An 18610-nucleotide genomic window follows, 5' to 3' on the forward strand; every position below is an offset into this window, starting at 1 on the left:
GTTCCGTACAGCTGGTTCCATCACCATAAAAGGCAGAAGACCGTCGCGATGTCTCCATCGCCTCGCCTTGCTTTGGTCAAACCCGGCTGGACTCGTGGGCCTCTGGGCCAACTTGATCAAATTGGGATCGGCTCTCCTCAATCAATCGGCTCGCGCCAATGCGGACGACCAGGCTTCAAAGGAGCTGCGATGCTCGCGACGTTGAACAGCCGGCAGATCGTCGATGAGATCGTGAAGGATACGATGAGAGACAACGACCCGCACGATGCCGTGCAGATTTCGCCAGACATGGTGCGGACTTCGCGCCTGAGCAGCGAGGCCCCAACGCTTGCACCCGAGTTCACGGCCCGTCCGGAGCCCAAGATGGATCTGAAGTTCGCGCCGGAACCCAAGATTGGTTTCAAGATTGGTTTGGAGCCGAAAGTTGGTCCTGCCTCGGAGCCGCAAGCGGCAACGCCCTCGGTCGACACCGCCGTGCGCGTGACGGCCAGCGATGGTCACAGCCGGCCGAAGCGATCGGCCGCTGGCAAGTGGTTGCGCGGTGCGTTCATCACGTTCCTGTTTGCAGGTGGCAGCGCCGCCGCCACCATCGCCTGGGAGAAGCACGGCGACACCGCAACGCAGATGCTCAACGAGTGGACACCGGCATTGGCCTCACTGCTGCCTTCGACATCGCAAACGGCGCCGGTCGCAGCCGCGCCGGCGGCCGCGCCCGTCGCACAGGATCAGACCACTGACCAAACTGCGGCGACGCCCGCAGCACCAGTTGTTGCTGCCGTTGCCGCGCCCGCCGCGATACAAGCCGATGCCACGCAGACAGTGGAGTCAATGACGCGCGACATCGCCGCGATGGCGCAGCAGATCGAGCAGCTCAAGGCCAACATCGTTGAGTTGAAAGCCGGCCAGGAGCAGATGGTCCGCGAGATGGCGAAGCCGTCCGCGTCAAAGCCGGTCGCCGAGGTGAAACCGCCGATCGATCCGCGAGCGCGCGTGTCTGCGTTGCCGCCACGAGCTCCTGCACCGCCGCCGGTTCGGAAACCGAAGCCGATCACGTCGCACACCTACATGCCGGCTCATTCGCCTGCGCCGCTCGCACCTCCGCCACCATCACAAGCCGCCGCGGTCCCGCCACCGGTGGCTCCGCCGGTCGCGGCGACGCAAACCGTTGCCGATGATGACGGACCTGTGGTGCGTCCGCCGATGCCGCTGCGCTAGCGCCGCATCAAACGACAACGCAATCTGTCCGACTCGATATGATGATTAGAGTCCGTACAACTACGGTAATGCGTCGCTGTACGCAAAGGGAAAAGGCCGTCGGGATCTAAGCCGCCGGCCTTCTCTTGCAGCTGCCGGTTCGCGGAGCCCGGTTCTGCTGCAATTCCATGCCTTATGATCAGGCCGACATATTTAATAAAACCTTAAAGCACTCGTACGTTGCACATCATTTCTGCGCCATAAGCACAGAGATTGCGCGCTCCGTTCATCGGATACATTCGACTCAGTGGTACGATCCATCATGTTTTGAAGACTTCCGTTGAAGCCTTCGTTTGGAAATTTGGGTCGTCACACCGGAGAATTCGGATGCCGTACTATTCCTTCGATCTCGTGGTTGGTGAAGAGTTCAAGAACCAGGGCGGAATCATTCTCGAAGACATCGAGGTCGCCTCCGATCGCGCCGTTCAATTGGCCAGCGAGCTGTCGCAGGTGAAGCCTGAGTTGCAGCGGACGGGTTGCGCGGTCCGCGTCACCGATCGCGATCACAACGAGGTCTATCGCACGCCGCTCGATCCGGTGCCGGCCTGGCGCCGCTGACTACTCGTCCAACACCGGCGGGTTCGAACGAGTTCGTCAGCGACAATCTGCCCCCGCAACCATTGCGGAGCGGCCCGCTGGACGCTAGCCTCCCAAAAAAATCGAGGAGGTACCAAGGAATGCGCACCGGTTTCCTGATGGCAGGCCTGTTGTTGATTGCGGCTCCAGCCCAAGCGGCTGACGACCATACCCGCTCGAACTACGTGACGATGGTCTTGCAGGCCTTTGCAGCCAAGGTCGAATGCCCGAACACAGACATCGTCTACCAGGATCTGGTGCAGAAGGCGCAGCAGATGCAGCTGCCCGACGGCACCACCGAGCAGGTGCGCAAGGCGATCGCCTGGCTGCACACCGGGGGCAAGATGGGCGAGAAGCAGAACGACGACATCATGGCCGAGGTCGCGGTGGCGACCCAGATCACCGATCTCGACCAGCGCCGGCTCGGCATGAGCAGTTGGTGCGAAAAGCAGAAGACCAGCTTGGCCGGCCTGATCCGCAGCAAGGGCGGCTAGCCGTTAAGCACGCTGGCCGGAACCGTCGTCCCGACCCATAATCGTCACATTCCTCGCCAGGATGCGGGTCTCTTCGAACAGGAGCCCCCCATGCGGATAGCTCATCTCATCTTCGCCGGTGCGGTCGCAGCGACCGCTGCGCTGGCAGCGCCAGCGCTGGCGAAGAATGCCGACGCCCAGAAGGGCGAGGACAAGGCGACATCGTCGTCCTGCAGCGCCTATCAACAGGCAGCCGACGGATCTTGGGAGCAGCTTCCCTGCAAGGAGACCGGCGAGCGTGCGCAGCCGCAGACACAGCACAAGCCGGTGACGCAAGGCGCCGAACAGGGCGAGCGCTAGACCGACGGAGCGGAACCCCATCGGCCTTGGAGGTGACGGCGGTCAGCTGTGGGCCGGCCCGCGCATGATCTTCATGGCGTCCGCGATGTGGCGCCACTCCTTGGCCTCGTCCGCATCGCCGCGGCCTTCGCAAGCCTGCGCCTGTTCGGCGGCCTTCGCAATCGCAGCAAAGCCATGCCGTTCCAGCATCTGCCGTGCAACGGTGTGGACCTGGACCTCGGACATCATGGGCTTTTCTCCCGCTTGAGGAAAACCGCGGCGCATCGCTGGGGGCTATTCCGCGGGTCTCTGACAACGATCTCACCGCAGGCTCCGTTCCGCTTGCTCGCACGACAAAGGCGGCCCGCTATGCCCAGCGGACCGCCTTTTCACCCACCCCAAAGTCTTCGATCGCGTCCCCTATGCGACCGCCGCTTTCTTGCGCTCGAAATCATTGGGCACTTCGATATCGACCTCCAGGGTCGAGACCTCGTCGCCGCGCTCGAGCCGCACGATCACCTTGGTCGGATCCAGCGTGACGTGTCTGGACACGACGGCGAGAATTTCCTCACGCAGCACGCCAAGCAGATCGGGCTGGCCGCGCAGTCCGCGTTCATGGGCAAGCAGAATCTGCAACCGTTCGCGCGCGACCGGTGCAGAGGTCTTTTTGCCGCGGAGAAGCCGAAGCAGACCCATGCTCATGCAGCCCTCCGTCGCAGCAGACGATCCATAAAGCGCTTGCGTTCGGACGGCACCTGCATCGGCACGCTGTCACCGCACAGCCGCCGCGCCGCATCGATATAGGCCCGCGCTGGCGCGCCGTCCGCGTTCGACAGCGTCACCGGCGTACCGACATTGGAGGCCTTCAACACGTCCTGGCTCTCGGGGATGATGCCGAGCAACGGCGTTGCGAGGATCTCGAGGATGTCGTCGATGGTCAGCATCTCGCCACGCGCGGCGCGCGAGGCATCGTAGCGGGTGATGAGAATGTGCTTCTCCACGCGCTCGCCCTTCTCGGCCCGCACCGTCTTGGAATCGAGCATGCCAATGATGCGGTCGGAATCACGCACCGAGGAGACTTCCGGATTGGTGACGATCACGGCCTCGTCGGCAAAGCGCATCGCCATGGAGGCGCCGCGCTCGATGCCCGCCGGGCTGTCACAGATCACCCAGTCGAAACGGCTGCGCAGGTCGTCGATGACCTTGCCGACGCCCTCTTCCGTCAGTGCGTCCTTGTCGCGGGTCTGTGAGGCTGGCAGCAGCCAGAGATTCTCCAGCCGCTTGTCCTTGATCAGCGCCTGCGGCAGCTTGGCCACGCCCTGCACCACGTTGATGAGGTCGAACACGACGCGCCGTTCGGCGCCCATCACGAGGTCGAGGTTGCGCAAACCGACGTCGAAATCGACGACGACGACCTTGTCGCCGCGTTGCGCCAGCGCAGCCCCCAGCGCGGCGGTCGTCGTGGTCTTGCCGACCCCGCCCTTGCCTGATGTCACGACCAGTACCTTACTCATCTGAAATGTCTCCTTTGCTGGTCAGTTCAGTGCTGTAATTCGCATGGTATTCCCCTGCAGCCAGGCCTGCGCCGGCTTGCCGCGCAGAGCGGCGTCGATGTCGTCGGCGGTCTGATAAAACCCATCAATTGCAAGCAGTTCGGCTTCGATCTTCTGGCAATAGATCCGCGCGCTCGTATGGCCGTTCACGCCCGCCATGGCTCGGCCGCGGAGCGCGCCGTAGATGTGGATGGAGCCACCGGCGACGACCTCCGCACCGGAGCCGACCGAGCCGAGAATGGTGACGTCGCCTTCGGGGAAAATCACGGTCTGGCCGGAGCGCACCGGCGCATCAAGCAGCAGAGAGGTCGGCTTCGTCTCGACTTTCGCTTCGGCCTTCTTGGGTGCGCTCGGCTCAACCACGCAGCTGCGCCCGCCCGAGAGCAGCGGCGGCATGGACGGCGTCAGCCGCGCCTCCTCCACGCCCTCGATGCCGAGCACGCGGATGTTGCGATCCCCGAGGCTGGTGAGGAGATGACCAATGCCGGACTGGCTGAGATCGACCGAGGACAGGTCGATCACTACGGGACGACCGGCGAAGAAACCTGGCGAGCGCGCGATGGTGGTGTCGATCTCCTGGAGCCAATCCTGGATCGGAACCGTCGGCACGAACACAAAGGCCACATAGGAGCGCCCGCGCAGGCGCACCATTTGGCGTTGGACTTTTGCTGCAGCCTCCATAGCGGCCGACTCGTTCCCCGTTATTGAATGGTTAACGATGCCGTCGATATGGTTAATAGCCGGTTAATTTCTCCGTGGCGTTACGTGGGGGGGAGATGAACCCAGGCTGCGAAAGCCGCCCGCTGCTCCGGTGATAAATGGACACTCGCTGCTTCCACGCCGTCATTGCGAGCGCAATGACGGCGAGAGCGTAGCCCCCCCTACTTCTTCACCTTGCTCGCATCCATCTTGATCGCGGGATCCAGCATCTTCGTCGTGAACGCGCTCGTCACGTCGAACGGCTTCTCCATGCCGAGATAGGTCTGGACCAGCGCATAGTCCTTCTTCATCCGCTCGCCGTCGATCCAGCCGAGCCCCTTGGTGGTCGTGAACTCGTCCGTCATCAGATATTTGATCCGCTCCCACTGGCGCTCCTGGTTCTGCTTGTCCAGACCGGAGACCTGGTCGAGCAGCGCCTTCAGGCACGGCGTGACGTCGGCGACGCAGGCCGCAAAGGCCTTCTGCGAGATGCGCACGAACGCCTCGACGAGCTTCGGGTTCTTCTGCAGATAGGCGCCGTTGACGATCAACGAATTGCCATAGGGGTTGAGGCCGATGTCCTTCCAGTTGACGTAGCCGAGGTCCTGGCCGAACTCGATCACCTTCAGATCGTGCTCGTTGTAGAAGTCGCTGATGATGTCGACGGTGTGGCTCTTCAGCGCGGCGATCTTCGCGGTCGGTCCGATATTGACGAAGCTGACGGCATCAGGCGCGATGCCCGCAGCCTTGGCAAACGCCGGCCACATCACGCGCGAGGCATCGCCGGGCGGGTTACCGATCTTGTGGCCCGGAAAATCCTTCACGCCGTTCACGCCGTAGCTCTTCAGCCAGTAGAAGGTCTGGCCGGTATTCGCGTAAATACTCATCAGGGCGACGTCGTCGGCGCCCTTGCTCTTGGCGACCAGCATGGTGGCGAGATCGGCGATGCCGAAGGGCGAACCGCCCGCGCCGACTTTGGCGGCGGAGACGCCGGAGCCCTTGCCGACCTCGATGGTCAGATCGATGCCCGCCTTCTCGTACCAGCCCTGCGCCTTGGCGTAGTAGAACGGCGAATGGTCGGCCGTCGGCGTCCAGTTCAGGATCAGATTGACCGCCTCGCCCGCGCTCGCCGGCACCGCCGGCAAACCCAGCGCCAGAGCCACAAAAGCCGCCTGCAAACGCTTCATCGTCTGTCTCCCCGCTGCCGCGACCCGGCTTGTCGCTCTTCCCGTGTGAGGTTACCAATGCAACAAGCCCGTCTTCCACTTGTCAACTGTTTGGTTGGAAATGCCCGCAAAACGTTCAGGCGACACCGTGCCGCAGCGGCGCGACCCCGTCGCCACCCGCAAGAAGCTGCTCACCGCGGCGCGGCAGGAGTTCGCCCGGCACGGTTTCGCGGGGGCCCGCGTCGATGAGATCGCGGAGCGCGCCGGCGTCAACAAGCAGCTGGTCTATCACTATTTCGGCGATAAGGACGCGCTCTACCTCGCGGTGCTCGAATGGGTCTATGAGGACATCCGCGAGCAGGAGCGCAAGCTCAATCTCGAAGGCCTGCCACCGGACAAGGCGATCCGCCGGCTGATCGAGGCTTCGTTCGACCATCTGGCCGCAAACCCCGATTTCATCGTGCTTTTGAACGACGAGAACCGCGGCGGCGCCCGCCATGTCCGCGGCTCGACGCGGCTGGAGACCATGCATTCGCCGCTGGTGAAGAGCGTCTCCCACATCCTGCACGAAGGCGTGCGCGCCGGGATGTTCCGCAAGGGGATCGATCCCGTCCAGCTCTACATCTCCATCGCGGGCCTCAGCTATTTCTTCTTCTCCAACACGTCGACACTGTCGGCGATCTTCGGCAAGGATTTGTCGAGCCGCACGGCCCGGCGCACCCGGCGCAGGCACGTCGCGGATCTCGTGCTGCAGTCGCTCCGGCCGTAATCAACCAACTGGTTGAAACTTGCCGCGGGGACGGTTAGGTTCAGCGCTGCGGCAGTGAGGCCGAGGCAACAGGGAGCAGACGGTGGCAGGTGACGGAGCCAGCAGTCCGGCGCGCAGCTTCGCGATCATCCTGATCGTGCATCTGGCCGTGCTCGTGCTTTGGCAGATCCTGGTCGACGCCTTCCATGTGCCGAAATTCATCCTCCCCTCGCCACTCGCGACCATTCAGACGCTGGGAACCGCGAGCTATGCCTGGGGCGCCAACACGCTGGTGACGGCGGTCGAGATCCTCGGCGGCTTCGCGCTCGGCGCGTTCGTCGGCGTCGTACTCGCCGTGATCTTCAGCTGGGCGCCGCTGGTCAGCTTGGTGCTGCTGCCGCTGTTCGTGACGATGAACATGATCCCGAAAGTCGCGCTCGGTCCGCTGCTGATCGTCTGGTTCTCCTACGGCATCCTGCCGAACATTCTGATCGCCTTCAGCATCTGCTTCTTCCCGATCCTGCTGACCACCGCGCGCGGCCTGCGCGAGGTCGAGCCAGATCTGCTCGATCTCGTCAAATCGTTGCGCGGCTCGCGCTGGACGCTGTTCCGCAAGATCCAGCTGCCGGGATCGCTGCCATATGTGTTCTCCGGCATGAAGGTCGGCGCCATCCTCGCAGTCGCCGGCGCCATCGTCGGCGAGTTCATCGCCTCCGAGCGCGGGCTCGGCTACCTCGTGATCCAGGTGCAATCGTCGCTCGACACGCCAGCGATGGTGATGGCCGTCGTGCTGCTGACGCTGCTCGGCGTCGCCCTTTACGGCCTGGTGCTGGTCCTCGAACGCATGTTCGTGGTCGGCGATGCACGACAAAACTGAAACGGCAGACTTAGCTAAAGGACCTAGCCATGTTCCTCACCCGCCAGACGCTGCCGAAGACGATCCCTGATATCGCAGCCCTCGACGATCTCCTGTGCCGGCCGGCGCAGGAACTGATCGACGATCTTAGGAAGGTCGAGGGCGACATCATGATCCTCGGCGTCGCCGGCAAGATGGGCCCGACGCTGGCGGGGCTGGCAAAAGCCGCCGCCCCCGACCGCCGCGTCATCGGCGTCGCCCGCTTCAGCGACGCCAGCGTCAAGGACTGGCTCCACGCGCGCGGCGTCGAGACCATCAATTGCGACCTCCTGGATGAGGCCGCGATCAACGCGCTGCCGAAGGCGCCGAACATCGTCTTCATGGCCGGCCGCAAGTTCGGAGCCGAGGGCGATCTGTCGCTGACCTGGGCGATGAACGCGCATGTGCCGGCGCTGGTGGCGCAGGCCTTCCCATCGTCGCGCATCGTGGCGTTCTCGACCGGCTGCGTCTATCCCTTCGTGCCGGTCGACGGCAAAGGCTCGACCGAAGATATGGCGCCGAACCCGCCCGGCGAATACGCGCAATCCTGCGTCGGCCGTGAGCGCATGTTCGAGCATTTCTCGCACAGGTTTTCGACGCCGGGGCGGCTGTTCCGCCTCAACTACGCGATCGACATGCGCTACGGCGTACTGCACGACATCGCGACGAAGGTGCTGACGGGCACGCCGATCGACGTCAGCATCGGTCATGTCAATTTCATCTGGCAGGGCGATGCCTCCGCGCAGGCGCTGCGGTGCCTCGCGCATTGCACGGCTCCGACCTCGCCAATCAATGTCAGCGGCCACGAGATCTTGGCGGTGCGCGATCTCGCGCAAAAGTTCGGAGCCCGCTTCGGCCGCACACCGGTGCTGACGGGCAAGGAGGAGCCGACGGCGTGGTTGACCGACACATCAAAGTCCGTCGAACTGTTCGGCCTGCCCGTCGTCGACACCGAGCAGCTGATCGCCTGGACCGCCGACTGGGTCTCCCGCGCCATGCCGAGCCTCGGCAAGCCGACCAAATACGAGGTGCGCGATGGCCGCTACTGACGGGTCTGCCATCATCAAGCTCGGCCCCGAGGATGCCATGGCGGGGCTCGTGCTGTCGACGGAAGCGCACTGGAACCAGACCGAGGAGGACTGGCGCGTGTTCCTGCGCGACGGCGTCGTGTTCGGCGTCCGCACCGGCGTGCTCTTGGTCGCAACCGCTGCGCTGCTGCCCTATTCAGACAACAACGCCTGGATCAGCATGGTGCTGGTGACGGCCAGCCATCGCCGCCGCGGCCTCGCCACGCATCTCGTCGAGGCCTGCATGGAGACGGCGCGCAAGAACGGCCTGACCAGTTGGCTCGACGCGACGCCGGAGGGGGTCGCGGTCTACGGGCCGCTCGGCTTTACGCCAACACTGCAATTGAGGCGGCTGAAGCTGGCGAAGCCCACGCGGGCCGAAGCGCCACCAACTTCATCCGCGAGCATCGATGCACTTCGCGCGCGCGACCGGCGGGCCACCGGGCTCGATCGCACCGCCCTGCTCTCCGCCTTCGCACAGCGCGCCGGCTCGCGCATCGTCTCCGCGAATGGGGCCATTGCTCTGGTTCGCGACGGCCGGACCGCCCGCCACATCGGCCCGTTATTTGCCGACAATGCCGCAGCAGCGCTGACCCTGGTTCAAACGATCGTACGCTCCGAGACCAGCCCTCTCCTGCTCGACGCGGTCGCTCCGCAGGACGCGTTCCTCGAAGGATTGACGGCCTCGGGGTGGACCATTGAACGGCCGTTCCAGCGCATGCGGTTCGGCCCTGCCGCCGCCGCAGGCGAAGAACTGCCGTTTGCCGTCGCCGGTCCCGAATTCGGATAGGACATCATGCACCACAGCCAGATCAACAGTGATATCCGCAAGCTGATTGCCGACGGCACCGTGCTGCCGGCGCATCCGCTGGCGCTCACCGCCGAGCGCCAGCTCGACAAGACACATCAACGCGCCCTGACGCGCTATTACATCGACGCGGGCTCAGGCGGCCTTGCCGTCGGCGTGCACACCACGCAATTCGCGATCCGCGACGTCGGCCTCTACCGCCCCGTGCTGGAGCTTGCCGCCGAGACCGCGGCGAGCTGGACCAAGCGGCCGCTGGCGATGGTCGCGGGGCTTGCCGGTCCGACCACGCAGGCAACGGCCGAAGCCCGCACGGCGCGCGACATCGGCTATCACGTTGGCCTGCTCAGCCTCGCCGCGATGAAGAGCGCTTCGGAAGACGAGATCATCGCGCACTGCACGGCTGTGGCCGCAGAGATTCCGCTCGTCGGGTTCTACCTTCAGCCGGCGGTCGGTGGCGTCATCCTGTCGAGCCGGTTCTGGCAGCGCTTTGCCTCGATCGACAACGTGATCGCGATCAAGATCGCGCCGTTCAACCGCTATCGCACCCTCGATGTGCTGCGCGGTGTCGCGGCCGCCGGCGCGCTCGACCGCGTCGCGCTCTACACCGGCAATGACGATCACATCCTGCTCGATCTGATGCTGCCGTTCGATTTGCGCGACAAGGGCGTCACCACGCGCACCTACTTCAAGGGCGGTCTGCTCGGCCACTGGTCGGTGTGGACCGCAAGCGCCATCAAGCAGTTCGAACACTGCAAGGCGGCGCGTCACAAGGACAGCGTGCCGGCCGACCTGCTCGCGCTCGATGCCCGCGTCACCGACTGCAACAGCGCCTTCTTCGACGTCGCCAACAATTTTCACGGCTGCATCGCCGGCTGCCACGAGGTGCTGCGGCGCCAGGGCCTGATGCAGGGCCTGTGGTGCCTCGATCCAAACGAGGGACTCAGCCCCGGCCAGAAGGAGGAGATCGACCGCGTCTCGCGCGAGCATGCCGACCTCAGCGACGATTCCTTCGTCGCGGCGAACTTGAGCAAATGGCTGGCATGAGCTCAAATCCCTTCATCAGCCTGCGCGGCGTCCGAAAAGTCTATCGCAGCGGGGGCACCGAGTTTCTAGCGGTGTCCGACGTGACGATGGACGTGCAGGAGGGTGAGCTGGTGTCGCTAGTCGGCCCGTCCGGCTGCGGCAAGACCACGGTGATGAAGATTCTTGCGGGCTTGCACGGCGCGGACGGCGGCACCGTGACGATCGGCAACGCCGACAGCCCGTTCGATCCGACCCGCGACGTCGGCATGGTGTTCCAGCACGCGCTGCTGCTGAAATGGCGCACCATCCTGGACAACGTGCTGCTGCCGGCCGAGATCGTGGGACTGCCGATGAAGGCCGCGCGCGAACGAGCGCGCGATCTGCTCAATCTGGTCGGCCTCGCCGGCTACGAGCAGAAATATCCGCGAGAGCTGTCCGGCGGCATGCAGCAGCGCACCGCGATCGCGCGCGCCTTCATCCACGATCCAAAGCTGATCTTAATGGACGAGCCGTTCGGCGCGCTGGATGCGCTGACACGGGAGCAGATGAATTTGGAGATGCTGCGGATCTGGCACGAGAGCGGCAAGACCATCGTCTTCGTCACGCACTCGATCCAGGAAGCCGTGTTCCTGTCCTCGCATTGCGCGGTGCTGACGGCGGGACCTGCCAAGATGGCCGATTACATCCCGATCGACCTGCCCTTCCCGCGCGACCTGCCGCTGAAGACGACAGATGCGTTCGGCGTCTACGCAAGGCGAATTTATGCGAAGCTGGGCCTGGGCGCAGCGTAAGCCGCTCGCTCAGAACTTGTAGGATCGGCAAAGCGCAGCGTGCCCACCATGGCATTTGCCCACCCTACGAGAATTGTGCGCTCTGATACTGCTTCGGCAAGCTCGCCCACTTCTCGTCATTTGCGATCATGTGCAGCATGGTGCCGCGGATCGCTCAGGCGTCCCCGACAAAGATCGACAGCGCCCGCCGCAATTCCTTGTAGGCGCGCGGTCCAATCTTGGCCGCGAGCGCCTTGTCGCTTTCGGCGGCGGCCGGCCTCAGCCGGCCCAGCAGCGCTGTACCGGCTTCGGTCAAATAGAGCACGTAATAGCGGCGGTTGATCGCCGACGCAGTGCGCCGCACCAGGCCACGGCCCTCCAGATGATCCACCAGCCTGCCGAGCCCTGCCCGCTCGATCGACAGAAGCTGCGCGACCGCGAGCTGGTTGACGCCGGGATTGGCGTCGATCACGCAGAGCACGGAAAATTGGGCGGGACTGATCTCGAAGGCGGCCAATTGCCGGCTGAACTCCTTGAAGATCCAGAGCTGCGCGCGACGGATGGAATAGCCCAGCAGTTGCGAGAGGTCGCCGAGCGCCAGCGGTTTCACCTTCGCCGTCTTCGTGCCGGGTGCGCTGCGCGGCGCCGGTCGCGTCGGCTTGGTCGCGCGTGCCACCCGCTGCGGTCGCGCGATCCGCTTCCTGACTCGTGCCTTGCCTGGCTGCATCGCCGCGCATCTTTCGCAAAGCCGGCATAAGCGCATCCGGCGGTGTCCTCAGGATTCGGACAGTGAGTCTAACGCAACGCAGTCGGATCGAGAAGTCGGGTGCGATCCCGCGCCTCGCGGCGGTACAGCTTCTACGACAGGTTGCACGGCAATATCGCGCAATGCGTCATGTTGACACGGCAACATGGCTCGCCTAAGGATCGTGAAAACCTGCCATACCACGAGCAGGTTCAAGGGGAGCGAACGTCCGTGCCGTCATCAGGGGTGGGCGACGATCCGCGTGCCACAGCGCATCGCGGCAGAATGGTTTTGCGCGCAACCGCGTCGTGGCTCTTTGCCGGCGCGCGCGCATCTCTCCCAACAACGATTCAGAAAACGTCTCTGACCACCCGACGCCTCGCCAGTTCGCGGCGCGTCGAGTGCTTTCGTCCAATCGTCAACGTTGAAACTGGGAGGGCATGACATGAAACGACTTTTCCTCGCCTCGACGATCGTCGCCACATGGGCGTCTCTCGGCCCGCAAGCGGCCGCGCACGGGCTGCCGCCGAGCGGCGTGGCCCCGCGCTCGTCTTGTACCGCCCTCACCGGACTCACCCTGCCGAATACGCAGATCCTGAGCGCGACACAGAAGTCCGGTTATTGCAACGTGGTCGGTATCATCAACAAGCGCGTTTCCACGCAAGACCCCGATCACTTCACCTACGGCATCGGCTTTGCGCTCAATCTGCCCAATACCTGGCATGGCCGCTTCGAGATGATGGGCGGCGGCGGCACCGACGGCAGCCTGCAAAGCGATCCGCAAGGCTCAGCCGGCGTCGAACTCGGGCAAGGCTGGGCGGTGGCGGCCGATGACGGCGGCCACGAGGACAACGCGACCAATGCGGTCGGCGGCTATCAGGACGACGACGCCAATGCCGGCGGCTCCGCGCATTTCGCGATCGACGCGCAGGCACGCCGCGACTACGGCTACAACGGCATCGAGAAGACCGCGACGACCGCCAAGCAAATCATCTCCTACTTTTACGGCCTCGACACCGTCTATTCCTACATCATGGGTTGCTCGAACGGCGGCCGTGACGCGATGGTCGCGTCGCAGCGATCGCCCTGGCTGTTCGACGGCGTGATCTCGCAAAATCCCGGCTTCAACCTGCCGCAGGCGGGGCTTGCGGAAGCCTGGAACGAGCAGGTGCTCGGAACGCTTTCAACCAGCAAGGACGGCAACGGCCAACCCTATATTCCCGACACGTTCCCGCAGCAGGACCTTCAGGTCGCATCGGCCGCGATCCTGAGCGCCTGCGACGCGCTCGATGGCCTCGTCGATGGCATCATCGACAATTACCACGCCTGCACGGCGAAGAAGGTCTATCCGGCGCTCGCCAGCTACACCTGCGGCACCGGCTCGCACGGCAGCACGCCGCATGGCGGCACCTGCCTGACCGGCGCGCAGGTCGACGCGCTGAAGAAGATCTACACCGGACCGGTCAACTCAAAAGGCGAACGGCTGTATTCGAACTGGTTCTGGGATGCCGGCATCTGGACGCCGCCCACCGCGTCCGGCGCGGGCTGGCAGTTCTGGAACGTCGTCACCGCACCGGTGCCTTCCGTCAACACCGCGATCAATTTGACGCTCGGCGCCGGCGCGATCCCGATGATCTTCCAGACGCCGCCCGTGGTTACGCCCGTCAATGGACCGAACGGCCAGGAGGCCTTCGTGTTCAAATTCAACTTCGACACCGACGCGCCCAAGATCTTCACGAAGACTGCGGCCTATCCGGAAAGTTCGATGGACTTCATGGCGGCGGTCGCAACTGATTTGCGCCCGTTCAGGTCGCGCGGCGGCAAGCTGATCATTTCGTCCTCGGTCAATGACGGCATCTTCTCGGGCGCTGCGATCGCCCGCTGGTACCGCCACATGAACCAGCGCATGGACAATCGCGCGACCGATTTCGCGCGGCTGTTCATGGTACCCAACATGGCCCATTGCGGCGGCGGCGCAGCCACCACCAGCTTCGCGACGAACGAGCTCAAGGCGATCACCGACTGGGTCGAGAACGGCATCGCGCCGGAACGCATCGTCGCGGCCAATACCAACACCGCCTCGCCCTACCCGACCGGCGGCGTGTTCGATCCGCGCGTTGCGCAGAACTTCCCGACCGGAGGCACGCGGCCGCTCTGCGTCTATCCCAGGATTCCGGCGTACAAGGGCCACGGCCTGACCGGTGATGCCGCGAACTTTGCGTGCGTCGATCCCGGTTTCGGCCGGGGCGGCGATCACGACTTCCACGACGATGACGATAGCCACGGCGGCGACAGGCATTGAGCTTGAGCTACCGCCCCTGAGCTCGACAAATGCACTGCGCGCGACCTCGCCGCGCGCAGTGTGTGCGCTAGCGGCCGTTCAAAGCAGCTTCGCGCTCACGAACAGTGCGCGCACCGCGTTGGTCGCCTGGACCGCGAGCATGGCGTTGTCGGCGGCGCCCTCCAGCGCATGGACGGCATCGTCATGCAGTGAGCGGAATTCCATCCACTCGACCGATTTGAAGTTGGTGAGGAATTGATAGGCCTGGCCGACGGTCGCGATCGCCAGCGTGTCACCGTTCAGCTTGATCTTGAACGTCGTGCGCAGCGGGGTCTCGGAACTTTGGGGATCACTCATGGGCTGCTTCTGGACGATGACGGCTTAACGAAGGGAAAACGGCAGCCCCGCCGCAGCAGGCAAACGTCAGATACCGAACATCAGGAGTCGGTACTCGCGCGCTGCGAGGCGGTCGCCGCTCCGCTCAGGCTCCGCACCACGACCAGGCGGTTGAACTCGCCGTTGTCATAGGCCTTCATGAAGCGATCATAATCCTTGATCGAGATGCAGCCGTTGGAATCGCCGCGCGGCCCGAGCATGTAGGTGTGAGTGAGAAGGCCGACGCGGCCGAGCGCGCTGGTGCCATCAGTGGGCGTCAAGCGCAACGCCCGAACGCCGTGGAACAGTTTTTCGCGGGGCTTCAAATCGTAGGTCGCAGGCGGGGTCGCGCCGACCATGCGCTGATCGACATGATCAGGGTCGTCCATCAGAGCGCCCATGCCGGAATGGGCTTCGATGGTCACGCCGCTCGGCAGGTAAAGCGCCTTGGCCTTGATGTCATAGACCGCCGTCCGCGAATCGTAGCCGAGGGCGGCCAAATCCGGCGCCTTGCCGAACAGGCCGCTGTCGGGCGTCAGCGAGGCCAGCTTGATCTTGTCGGTGAATTTTTCGAAGAAGTTGCGGTTGTCGACCCTGGGATTGGTATCGGCAAAGGCCTGGCTGGAGGCGATCTGGACGGAGAGATCCGCCTGCACCGGCCGCGAGCGCGGCATCGGGACAGCATTGTCGGCGCGCTGCGAGGGCCGCGTCTCATCAACCGCCGCCTGCTGCCGGTCGTCATCGGTGAGGGTCGAACGCCACTCGTCGCCCTGAAGCTTTTGGGCGAGCATCGCCTTGGCGTCGCGCAGCTTGAGCTGGACCGCATTCAGGGCGGAGCGCTCTATCGTTCGCAGGCCAAGCTCTCGGGCGGGCGGGCTGCCCGACAGCGAGGCAAAACGGTCGTCGAACGAGGGAGAATTGGCCGGCGGCAACGCGGCAGTGACCAGCGGGGCCGAATCACCGAGATCCGCGACCCACGCGGCGGCGCCCAGCGCCAGCGCGATGGCAGCCATAGACAGCAGTATTGTCTCGGCTCGCCCAATACGGCGGCGCGGCAACAGCCTCTCGGCGCGTGCGCGATCGGAAACCATCAGATCCCCAAAACGACCCCCGGGGGGCCCAACCCCCACCCGGAGACTCTCTACCAGCTACCACATTGGGAGCCAAAAGTTAGGCATAATCGCGGCCGGACGGGCCCTCCTGAGGTATCCAATGACCGATCCTTTCGATCTACAGCGCTTCCTCAGGGCCCAGGACCCGGTTTTTCGCGACGTTTTGGGGGAGCTGGCCTGCGGCCGCAAGCAATCTCACTGGATGTGGTTCGTCTTTCCGCAGCTCGCCGGTCTCGGCCTCAGCGCCATGTCCCAGCGCTACGCAATCGGCTCGCGTGCGGAAGCCAAGGCCTATCTCGCCCACCCCATCCTCGGCCCGCGCCTGATCGAATGTACCCGCCTCGTGCTTGCCGTCGACGGACGGACCATCAATGCGATCCTCGGCGCGCCTGACGATGTCAAATTCCGTTCGTCGATGACGCTGTTCGGCGCGGTCTCCGACCAGCCCGTTTTCGACGAGGCGCTCGCCCGGTATTTCGCAAGCGAGCGCGACGGCGCGACGCTGGAGATTCTCGCCTCCCTCGATCGAAAGGCCAACTGACTGCGACATCGGCGGCCGCCAGCGTAAACCCGCGATTAATACGCTCCCTCTATTTTTCAGAGAATATCCTTCTCCACCCGCGCCAATTGCCGGACAGATCATGAAAATCGGTACGCTCCTGACCACCGCCATCGTCTCGCTCTCGACCGTCGGCGGCGGCCTCGCCGTCTACGTCGCCGTCACGAAATACCAGACGATGGAGCGGATAGCCGAGGCGCAGGGGCGGCTCGCGATCGTTCGCGCCGTCAGCGACATCCCGCGCTATCTCAACCCCGAGCGCGGCTTCGCCACCAACATCCTCTACGGGCCTGCGACCGTCGACCCGGCCCAGTTGACCCAGCATGGCAAGCTGCGCAAGCAGACCGACGGCGCCCGCGACAAGATGAACGCGCTGCGCAAGGAACTGCCCGGCTCCTTCGAGGACGGCAACGCCATCGGCAGCGACATCGACGGCATCAATTCGAAGTTCACCGCGCTGCGCGAGGCCATCGACAAGGCGATCGCGGGACCGGCGGATGTGCGCAAGGACGCCGCCCGGAAGATCGTCGCCGACAACGCCGTGCTCAACGCCGGCGTGACCGCTCTGCTCAACGAGCAGGTGCGCCGCATGGCGATCCTCAACGGCGATGCCTACCGCCAGTCCAACTACGCCAACATCGCCATGACGCTGCGCGACATCGGCGGCCTCAATGCCAGCGTGCACAAGAACCTTGTGGGCGGCAAGAAAGTTGGGACCGATGCCGAGAAGGCCGATGTCGCCCGCATGCAGGGGCGCAGCGACCAGATCGTGATGTCGCTGATGGAATTGCGCGGCAATCCCGCGACTCCGGCCAATGTCGGTGCCGCGCTCGAGACCATGCATTCGCGCTATGTCGAGGAATTCGGCGCCGAGCTCAAGATGGTCAAAGACGGTGCCGTCAGCGGCAAGTACGAGCACGATGTCGAAACCTACTACGCAGCGTCACAAAAGGGCCTCGGCTCCATCATCGGCGTTCGCGACGCACTCTATGACAACGCCGAGCATATCCTCGCCGGCGCGTCCGCTGCGGCGCACAGCAGCTTCACGATCGCACTCATCGGCCTCCTCGCCGTGCTGATCGCCAGCGCCGGCCTGATCGTGATGGTCCGCCGCCGCGTCTGCGCCCCGATCGTCAGCCTGACGAGCCGGATGTCACAGCTCGCAGACGGCAACGTTGCGGAAGAGATTCCCGGCGCCGAGCGCTCCGACGAGATCGGGGCGATGGCCTCCGCCGTTCAGGTGTTCAAGGACAACATGATCCGGGCCGACAAGCTTGCCGCCGAAAAGCAGGCCGAGAGCGACGGCAAGATGCGCCGCGCCCAGGCGCTCGATGGACTCACGCGCGCGTTTGAAGCCAAGGTCACCGAATTGGTCGGCGGCCTGTCCCGCGCCTCCTCCACCATGGAGAGCACCGCGCAGTCGATGACCTCGACGGCGTCCCAGACCAACAGCCAGGCCGCAGTCGTCGCCGCCGCGTCGCAGCAGACCTCGACCAACGTGCAGACGGTTGCGAGCGCCACGGAAGAGCTGACCTCCTCGATCGCCGAGATCGGCCGTCAGGTCGCGCAATCGACCGAGATCGCGGCACGCGCCGTCGACAACGCCCGCCGCACCGGCGACACCGCGCGCGCGCTCGCCGAGGGCGCGCAGAAGATCGGCGACGTCGTCACGCTGATCCAAAGCATCGCCGAGCAGACCAACCTTTTGGCGCTCAACGCCACCATTGAGGCCGCCCGCGCCGGCGACGCCGGCCGCGGCTTTGCCGTCGTCGCGTCCGAAGTGAAATCGCTGGCCGGCCAGACCGCCAAGGCGACCACCGAAATCTCCGAGCAGATCACCGCGATCCAGGCCGCGAGCGACGAGACCGTCACCGCGATCCGCAACGTCGCCGACGTCATCGCCGAGATCGACCAGATCGGCACCGCGATTGCGGCCGCGATCGAGCAACAGGGTTCGGCGACCAGGGAGATCTCTCGCAGCGTTCAGGAGGCTGCCCGCGGCACCCAGGAGGTCAACACCAACATCACTGGCGTGCAGCGCGCCGCCGACGACACCGGTGCCGCCGCCCATGAGGTTCTCGGTGCAGCCGAGCAGCTCTCGACCCAGTCGCGCGACCTCGCCGGCCAGTTCGATCGCTTCCTCGGCGAAGTCAGGGCGGCGTAAGCC

The 18610-nt window shown here is 64.6% G+C and carries 21 protein-coding genes; 13 read left to right on the forward strand and 8 right to left on the reverse strand.

Translation table 11 applies throughout. The features are described from left to right. The first annotated feature begins 189 nt into the window (after nucleotides 1-189). The 4 genes from ABIA96_RS08895 to ABIA96_RS08910 all read left to right on the forward strand — a co-directional run bounded on the left by ABIA96_RS08895 (nucleotide 190) and on the right by ABIA96_RS08910 (nucleotide 2663). Nucleotides 190-1215, forward strand: coding sequence for a hypothetical protein (locus ABIA96_RS08895; protein WP_354136668.1), 1026 nt, complete (start codon nucleotides 190-192; stop codon nucleotides 1213-1215). Between the two features lie 366 nt (nucleotides 1216-1581). Next, nucleotides 1582-1812 (forward strand): DUF6894 family protein, encoded by a 231-nt coding sequence (locus tag ABIA96_RS08900; protein WP_212326327.1) that lies wholly within the window; start codon nucleotides 1582-1584, stop codon nucleotides 1810-1812. A gap of 119 nt (nucleotides 1813-1931) precedes the next feature. Then, the gene (locus ABIA96_RS08905) at nucleotides 1932-2324 is read left to right on the forward strand and encodes a hypothetical protein (RefSeq protein WP_354136669.1); all 393 of its coding nucleotides are present in this window, start codon (nucleotides 1932-1934) and stop codon (nucleotides 2322-2324) included. A 90-nt stretch (nucleotides 2325-2414) separates the two neighbouring features. Further along, on the forward strand, nucleotides 2415-2663 hold the full coding sequence (locus tag ABIA96_RS08910; RefSeq protein ID WP_354136670.1) for a hypothetical protein: 249 nt from the start codon (nucleotides 2415-2417) through the stop codon (nucleotides 2661-2663). Between the two features lie 42 nt (nucleotides 2664-2705). Here the strand turns inward: ABIA96_RS08910 and ABIA96_RS08915 are convergent, their stop codons facing one another. From ABIA96_RS08915 to ABIA96_RS08935, 5 genes are all read right to left on the reverse strand, one after another. Beyond that, nucleotides 2706-2891: a hypothetical protein gene (locus ABIA96_RS08915; protein ID WP_354136671.1), complete on the reverse strand. Its 186-nt coding sequence runs from the start codon at nucleotides 2889-2891 to the stop codon at nucleotides 2706-2708. A 171-nt stretch (nucleotides 2892-3062) separates the two neighbouring features. Then, nucleotides 3063-3344, reverse strand: a complete 282-nt coding sequence (gene minE / locus ABIA96_RS08920; RefSeq protein WP_354136672.1) for a cell division topological specificity factor MinE — start codon at nucleotides 3342-3344, stop codon at nucleotides 3063-3065. Continuing rightward, nucleotides 3341-4156: a septum site-determining protein MinD gene (gene minD, locus ABIA96_RS08925; protein WP_354136673.1), complete on the reverse strand. Its 816-nt coding sequence runs from the start codon at nucleotides 4154-4156 to the stop codon at nucleotides 3341-3343. Before minD ends, minE begins: the two co-directional genes overlap by 4 nt. 21 nt (nucleotides 4157-4177) lie before the next feature. Further along, entirely contained in the window at nucleotides 4178-4876 is a 699-nt protein-coding gene (minC, locus tag ABIA96_RS08930) for a septum site-determining protein MinC (protein WP_354136674.1), read from the reverse strand. 200 nt (nucleotides 4877-5076) lie between these two features. Further along, a complete protein-coding gene (locus ABIA96_RS08935; RefSeq protein ID WP_354136675.1) occupies nucleotides 5077-6081 on the reverse strand; it encodes an ABC transporter substrate-binding protein in 1005 nt (334 codons plus the stop codon). Between the two features lie 100 nt (nucleotides 6082-6181). On the opposite strand from ABIA96_RS08935, the gene ABIA96_RS08940 reads away from it, so the two are divergent. From ABIA96_RS08940 to ABIA96_RS08965, 6 genes are all read left to right on the forward strand, one after another. Continuing rightward, complete coding sequence (locus ABIA96_RS08940) at nucleotides 6182-6829, forward strand: TetR/AcrR family transcriptional regulator (protein ID WP_354136676.1); 648 nt, start codon at nucleotides 6182-6184, stop codon at nucleotides 6827-6829. Nucleotides 6830-6911: 82 nt separating this feature from the next. Further along, nucleotides 6912-7685 (forward strand): ABC transporter permease, encoded by a 774-nt coding sequence (locus ABIA96_RS08945; protein ID WP_354136677.1) that lies wholly within the window; start codon nucleotides 6912-6914, stop codon nucleotides 7683-7685. A 29-nt stretch (nucleotides 7686-7714) separates the two neighbouring features. Then, nucleotides 7715-8752, forward strand: coding sequence for an NAD-dependent epimerase/dehydratase family protein (locus ABIA96_RS08950; RefSeq protein WP_354136678.1), 1038 nt, complete (start codon nucleotides 7715-7717; stop codon nucleotides 8750-8752). Then, on the forward strand, nucleotides 8739-9560 hold the full coding sequence (locus ABIA96_RS08955) for a GNAT family N-acetyltransferase (RefSeq protein WP_354136679.1): 822 nt from the start codon (nucleotides 8739-8741) through the stop codon (nucleotides 9558-9560). The genes ABIA96_RS08950 and ABIA96_RS08955 overlap by 14 nt, the downstream gene beginning before the upstream one ends. A 6-nt stretch (nucleotides 9561-9566) precedes the next feature. After that, entirely contained in the window at nucleotides 9567-10622 is a 1056-nt protein-coding gene (locus ABIA96_RS08960; RefSeq protein ID WP_354136680.1) for a dihydrodipicolinate synthase family protein, read from the forward strand. Continuing rightward, nucleotides 10610-11392, forward strand: coding sequence for an ABC transporter ATP-binding protein (locus ABIA96_RS08965; RefSeq protein ID WP_354136681.1), 783 nt, complete (start codon nucleotides 10610-10612; stop codon nucleotides 11390-11392). The genes ABIA96_RS08960 and ABIA96_RS08965 overlap by 13 nt, the downstream gene beginning before the upstream one ends. 154 nt (nucleotides 11393-11546) lie before the next feature. Here ABIA96_RS08965 and ABIA96_RS08970 read toward each other — a convergent pair whose 3' ends face one another. Then, a complete protein-coding gene (locus tag ABIA96_RS08970; RefSeq protein WP_354136682.1) occupies nucleotides 11547-12098 on the reverse strand; it encodes a MarR family winged helix-turn-helix transcriptional regulator in 552 nt (183 codons plus the stop codon). 463 nt (nucleotides 12099-12561) lie between these two features. Here ABIA96_RS08970 and ABIA96_RS08975 point away from each other — a divergent pair, with 463 nt between their 5' ends. Next, nucleotides 12562-14418 (forward strand): tannase/feruloyl esterase family alpha/beta hydrolase, encoded by a 1857-nt coding sequence (locus ABIA96_RS08975; RefSeq protein WP_354136683.1) that lies wholly within the window; start codon nucleotides 12562-12564, stop codon nucleotides 14416-14418. A gap of 78 nt (nucleotides 14419-14496) precedes the next feature. On the opposite strand, the gene ABIA96_RS08980 is transcribed toward ABIA96_RS08975, so the two are convergent. Then, a complete protein-coding gene (locus ABIA96_RS08980) occupies nucleotides 14497-14754 on the reverse strand; it encodes a hypothetical protein (RefSeq protein WP_354136684.1) in 258 nt (85 codons plus the stop codon). Between the two features lie 80 nt (nucleotides 14755-14834). After that, nucleotides 14835-15794 (reverse strand): DUF2778 domain-containing protein, encoded by a 960-nt coding sequence (locus ABIA96_RS08985; protein WP_354137118.1) that lies wholly within the window; start codon nucleotides 15792-15794, stop codon nucleotides 14835-14837. Nucleotides 15795-15984: 190 nt separating this feature from the next. On the opposite strand from ABIA96_RS08985, the gene ABIA96_RS08990 reads away from it, so the two are divergent. Next, nucleotides 15985-16425 carry a DUF1810 domain-containing protein gene (locus ABIA96_RS08990; protein ID WP_354136685.1) on the forward strand — a complete coding sequence of 147 codons (441 nt, stop codon included), beginning with the start codon at nucleotides 15985-15987 and terminating at the stop codon, nucleotides 16423-16425. Between the two features lie 100 nt (nucleotides 16426-16525). Then, nucleotides 16526-18607 carry a methyl-accepting chemotaxis protein gene (locus ABIA96_RS08995; protein WP_354136686.1) on the forward strand — a complete coding sequence of 694 codons (2082 nt, stop codon included), beginning with the start codon at nucleotides 16526-16528 and terminating at the stop codon, nucleotides 18605-18607. Nucleotides 18608-18610 lie beyond the last annotated feature (3 nt).

It is taken from the genome of Bradyrhizobium sp. LB11.1, from assembly GCF_040549385.1.
GTDB lineage: Bacteria > Pseudomonadota > Alphaproteobacteria > Rhizobiales > Xanthobacteraceae > Bradyrhizobium.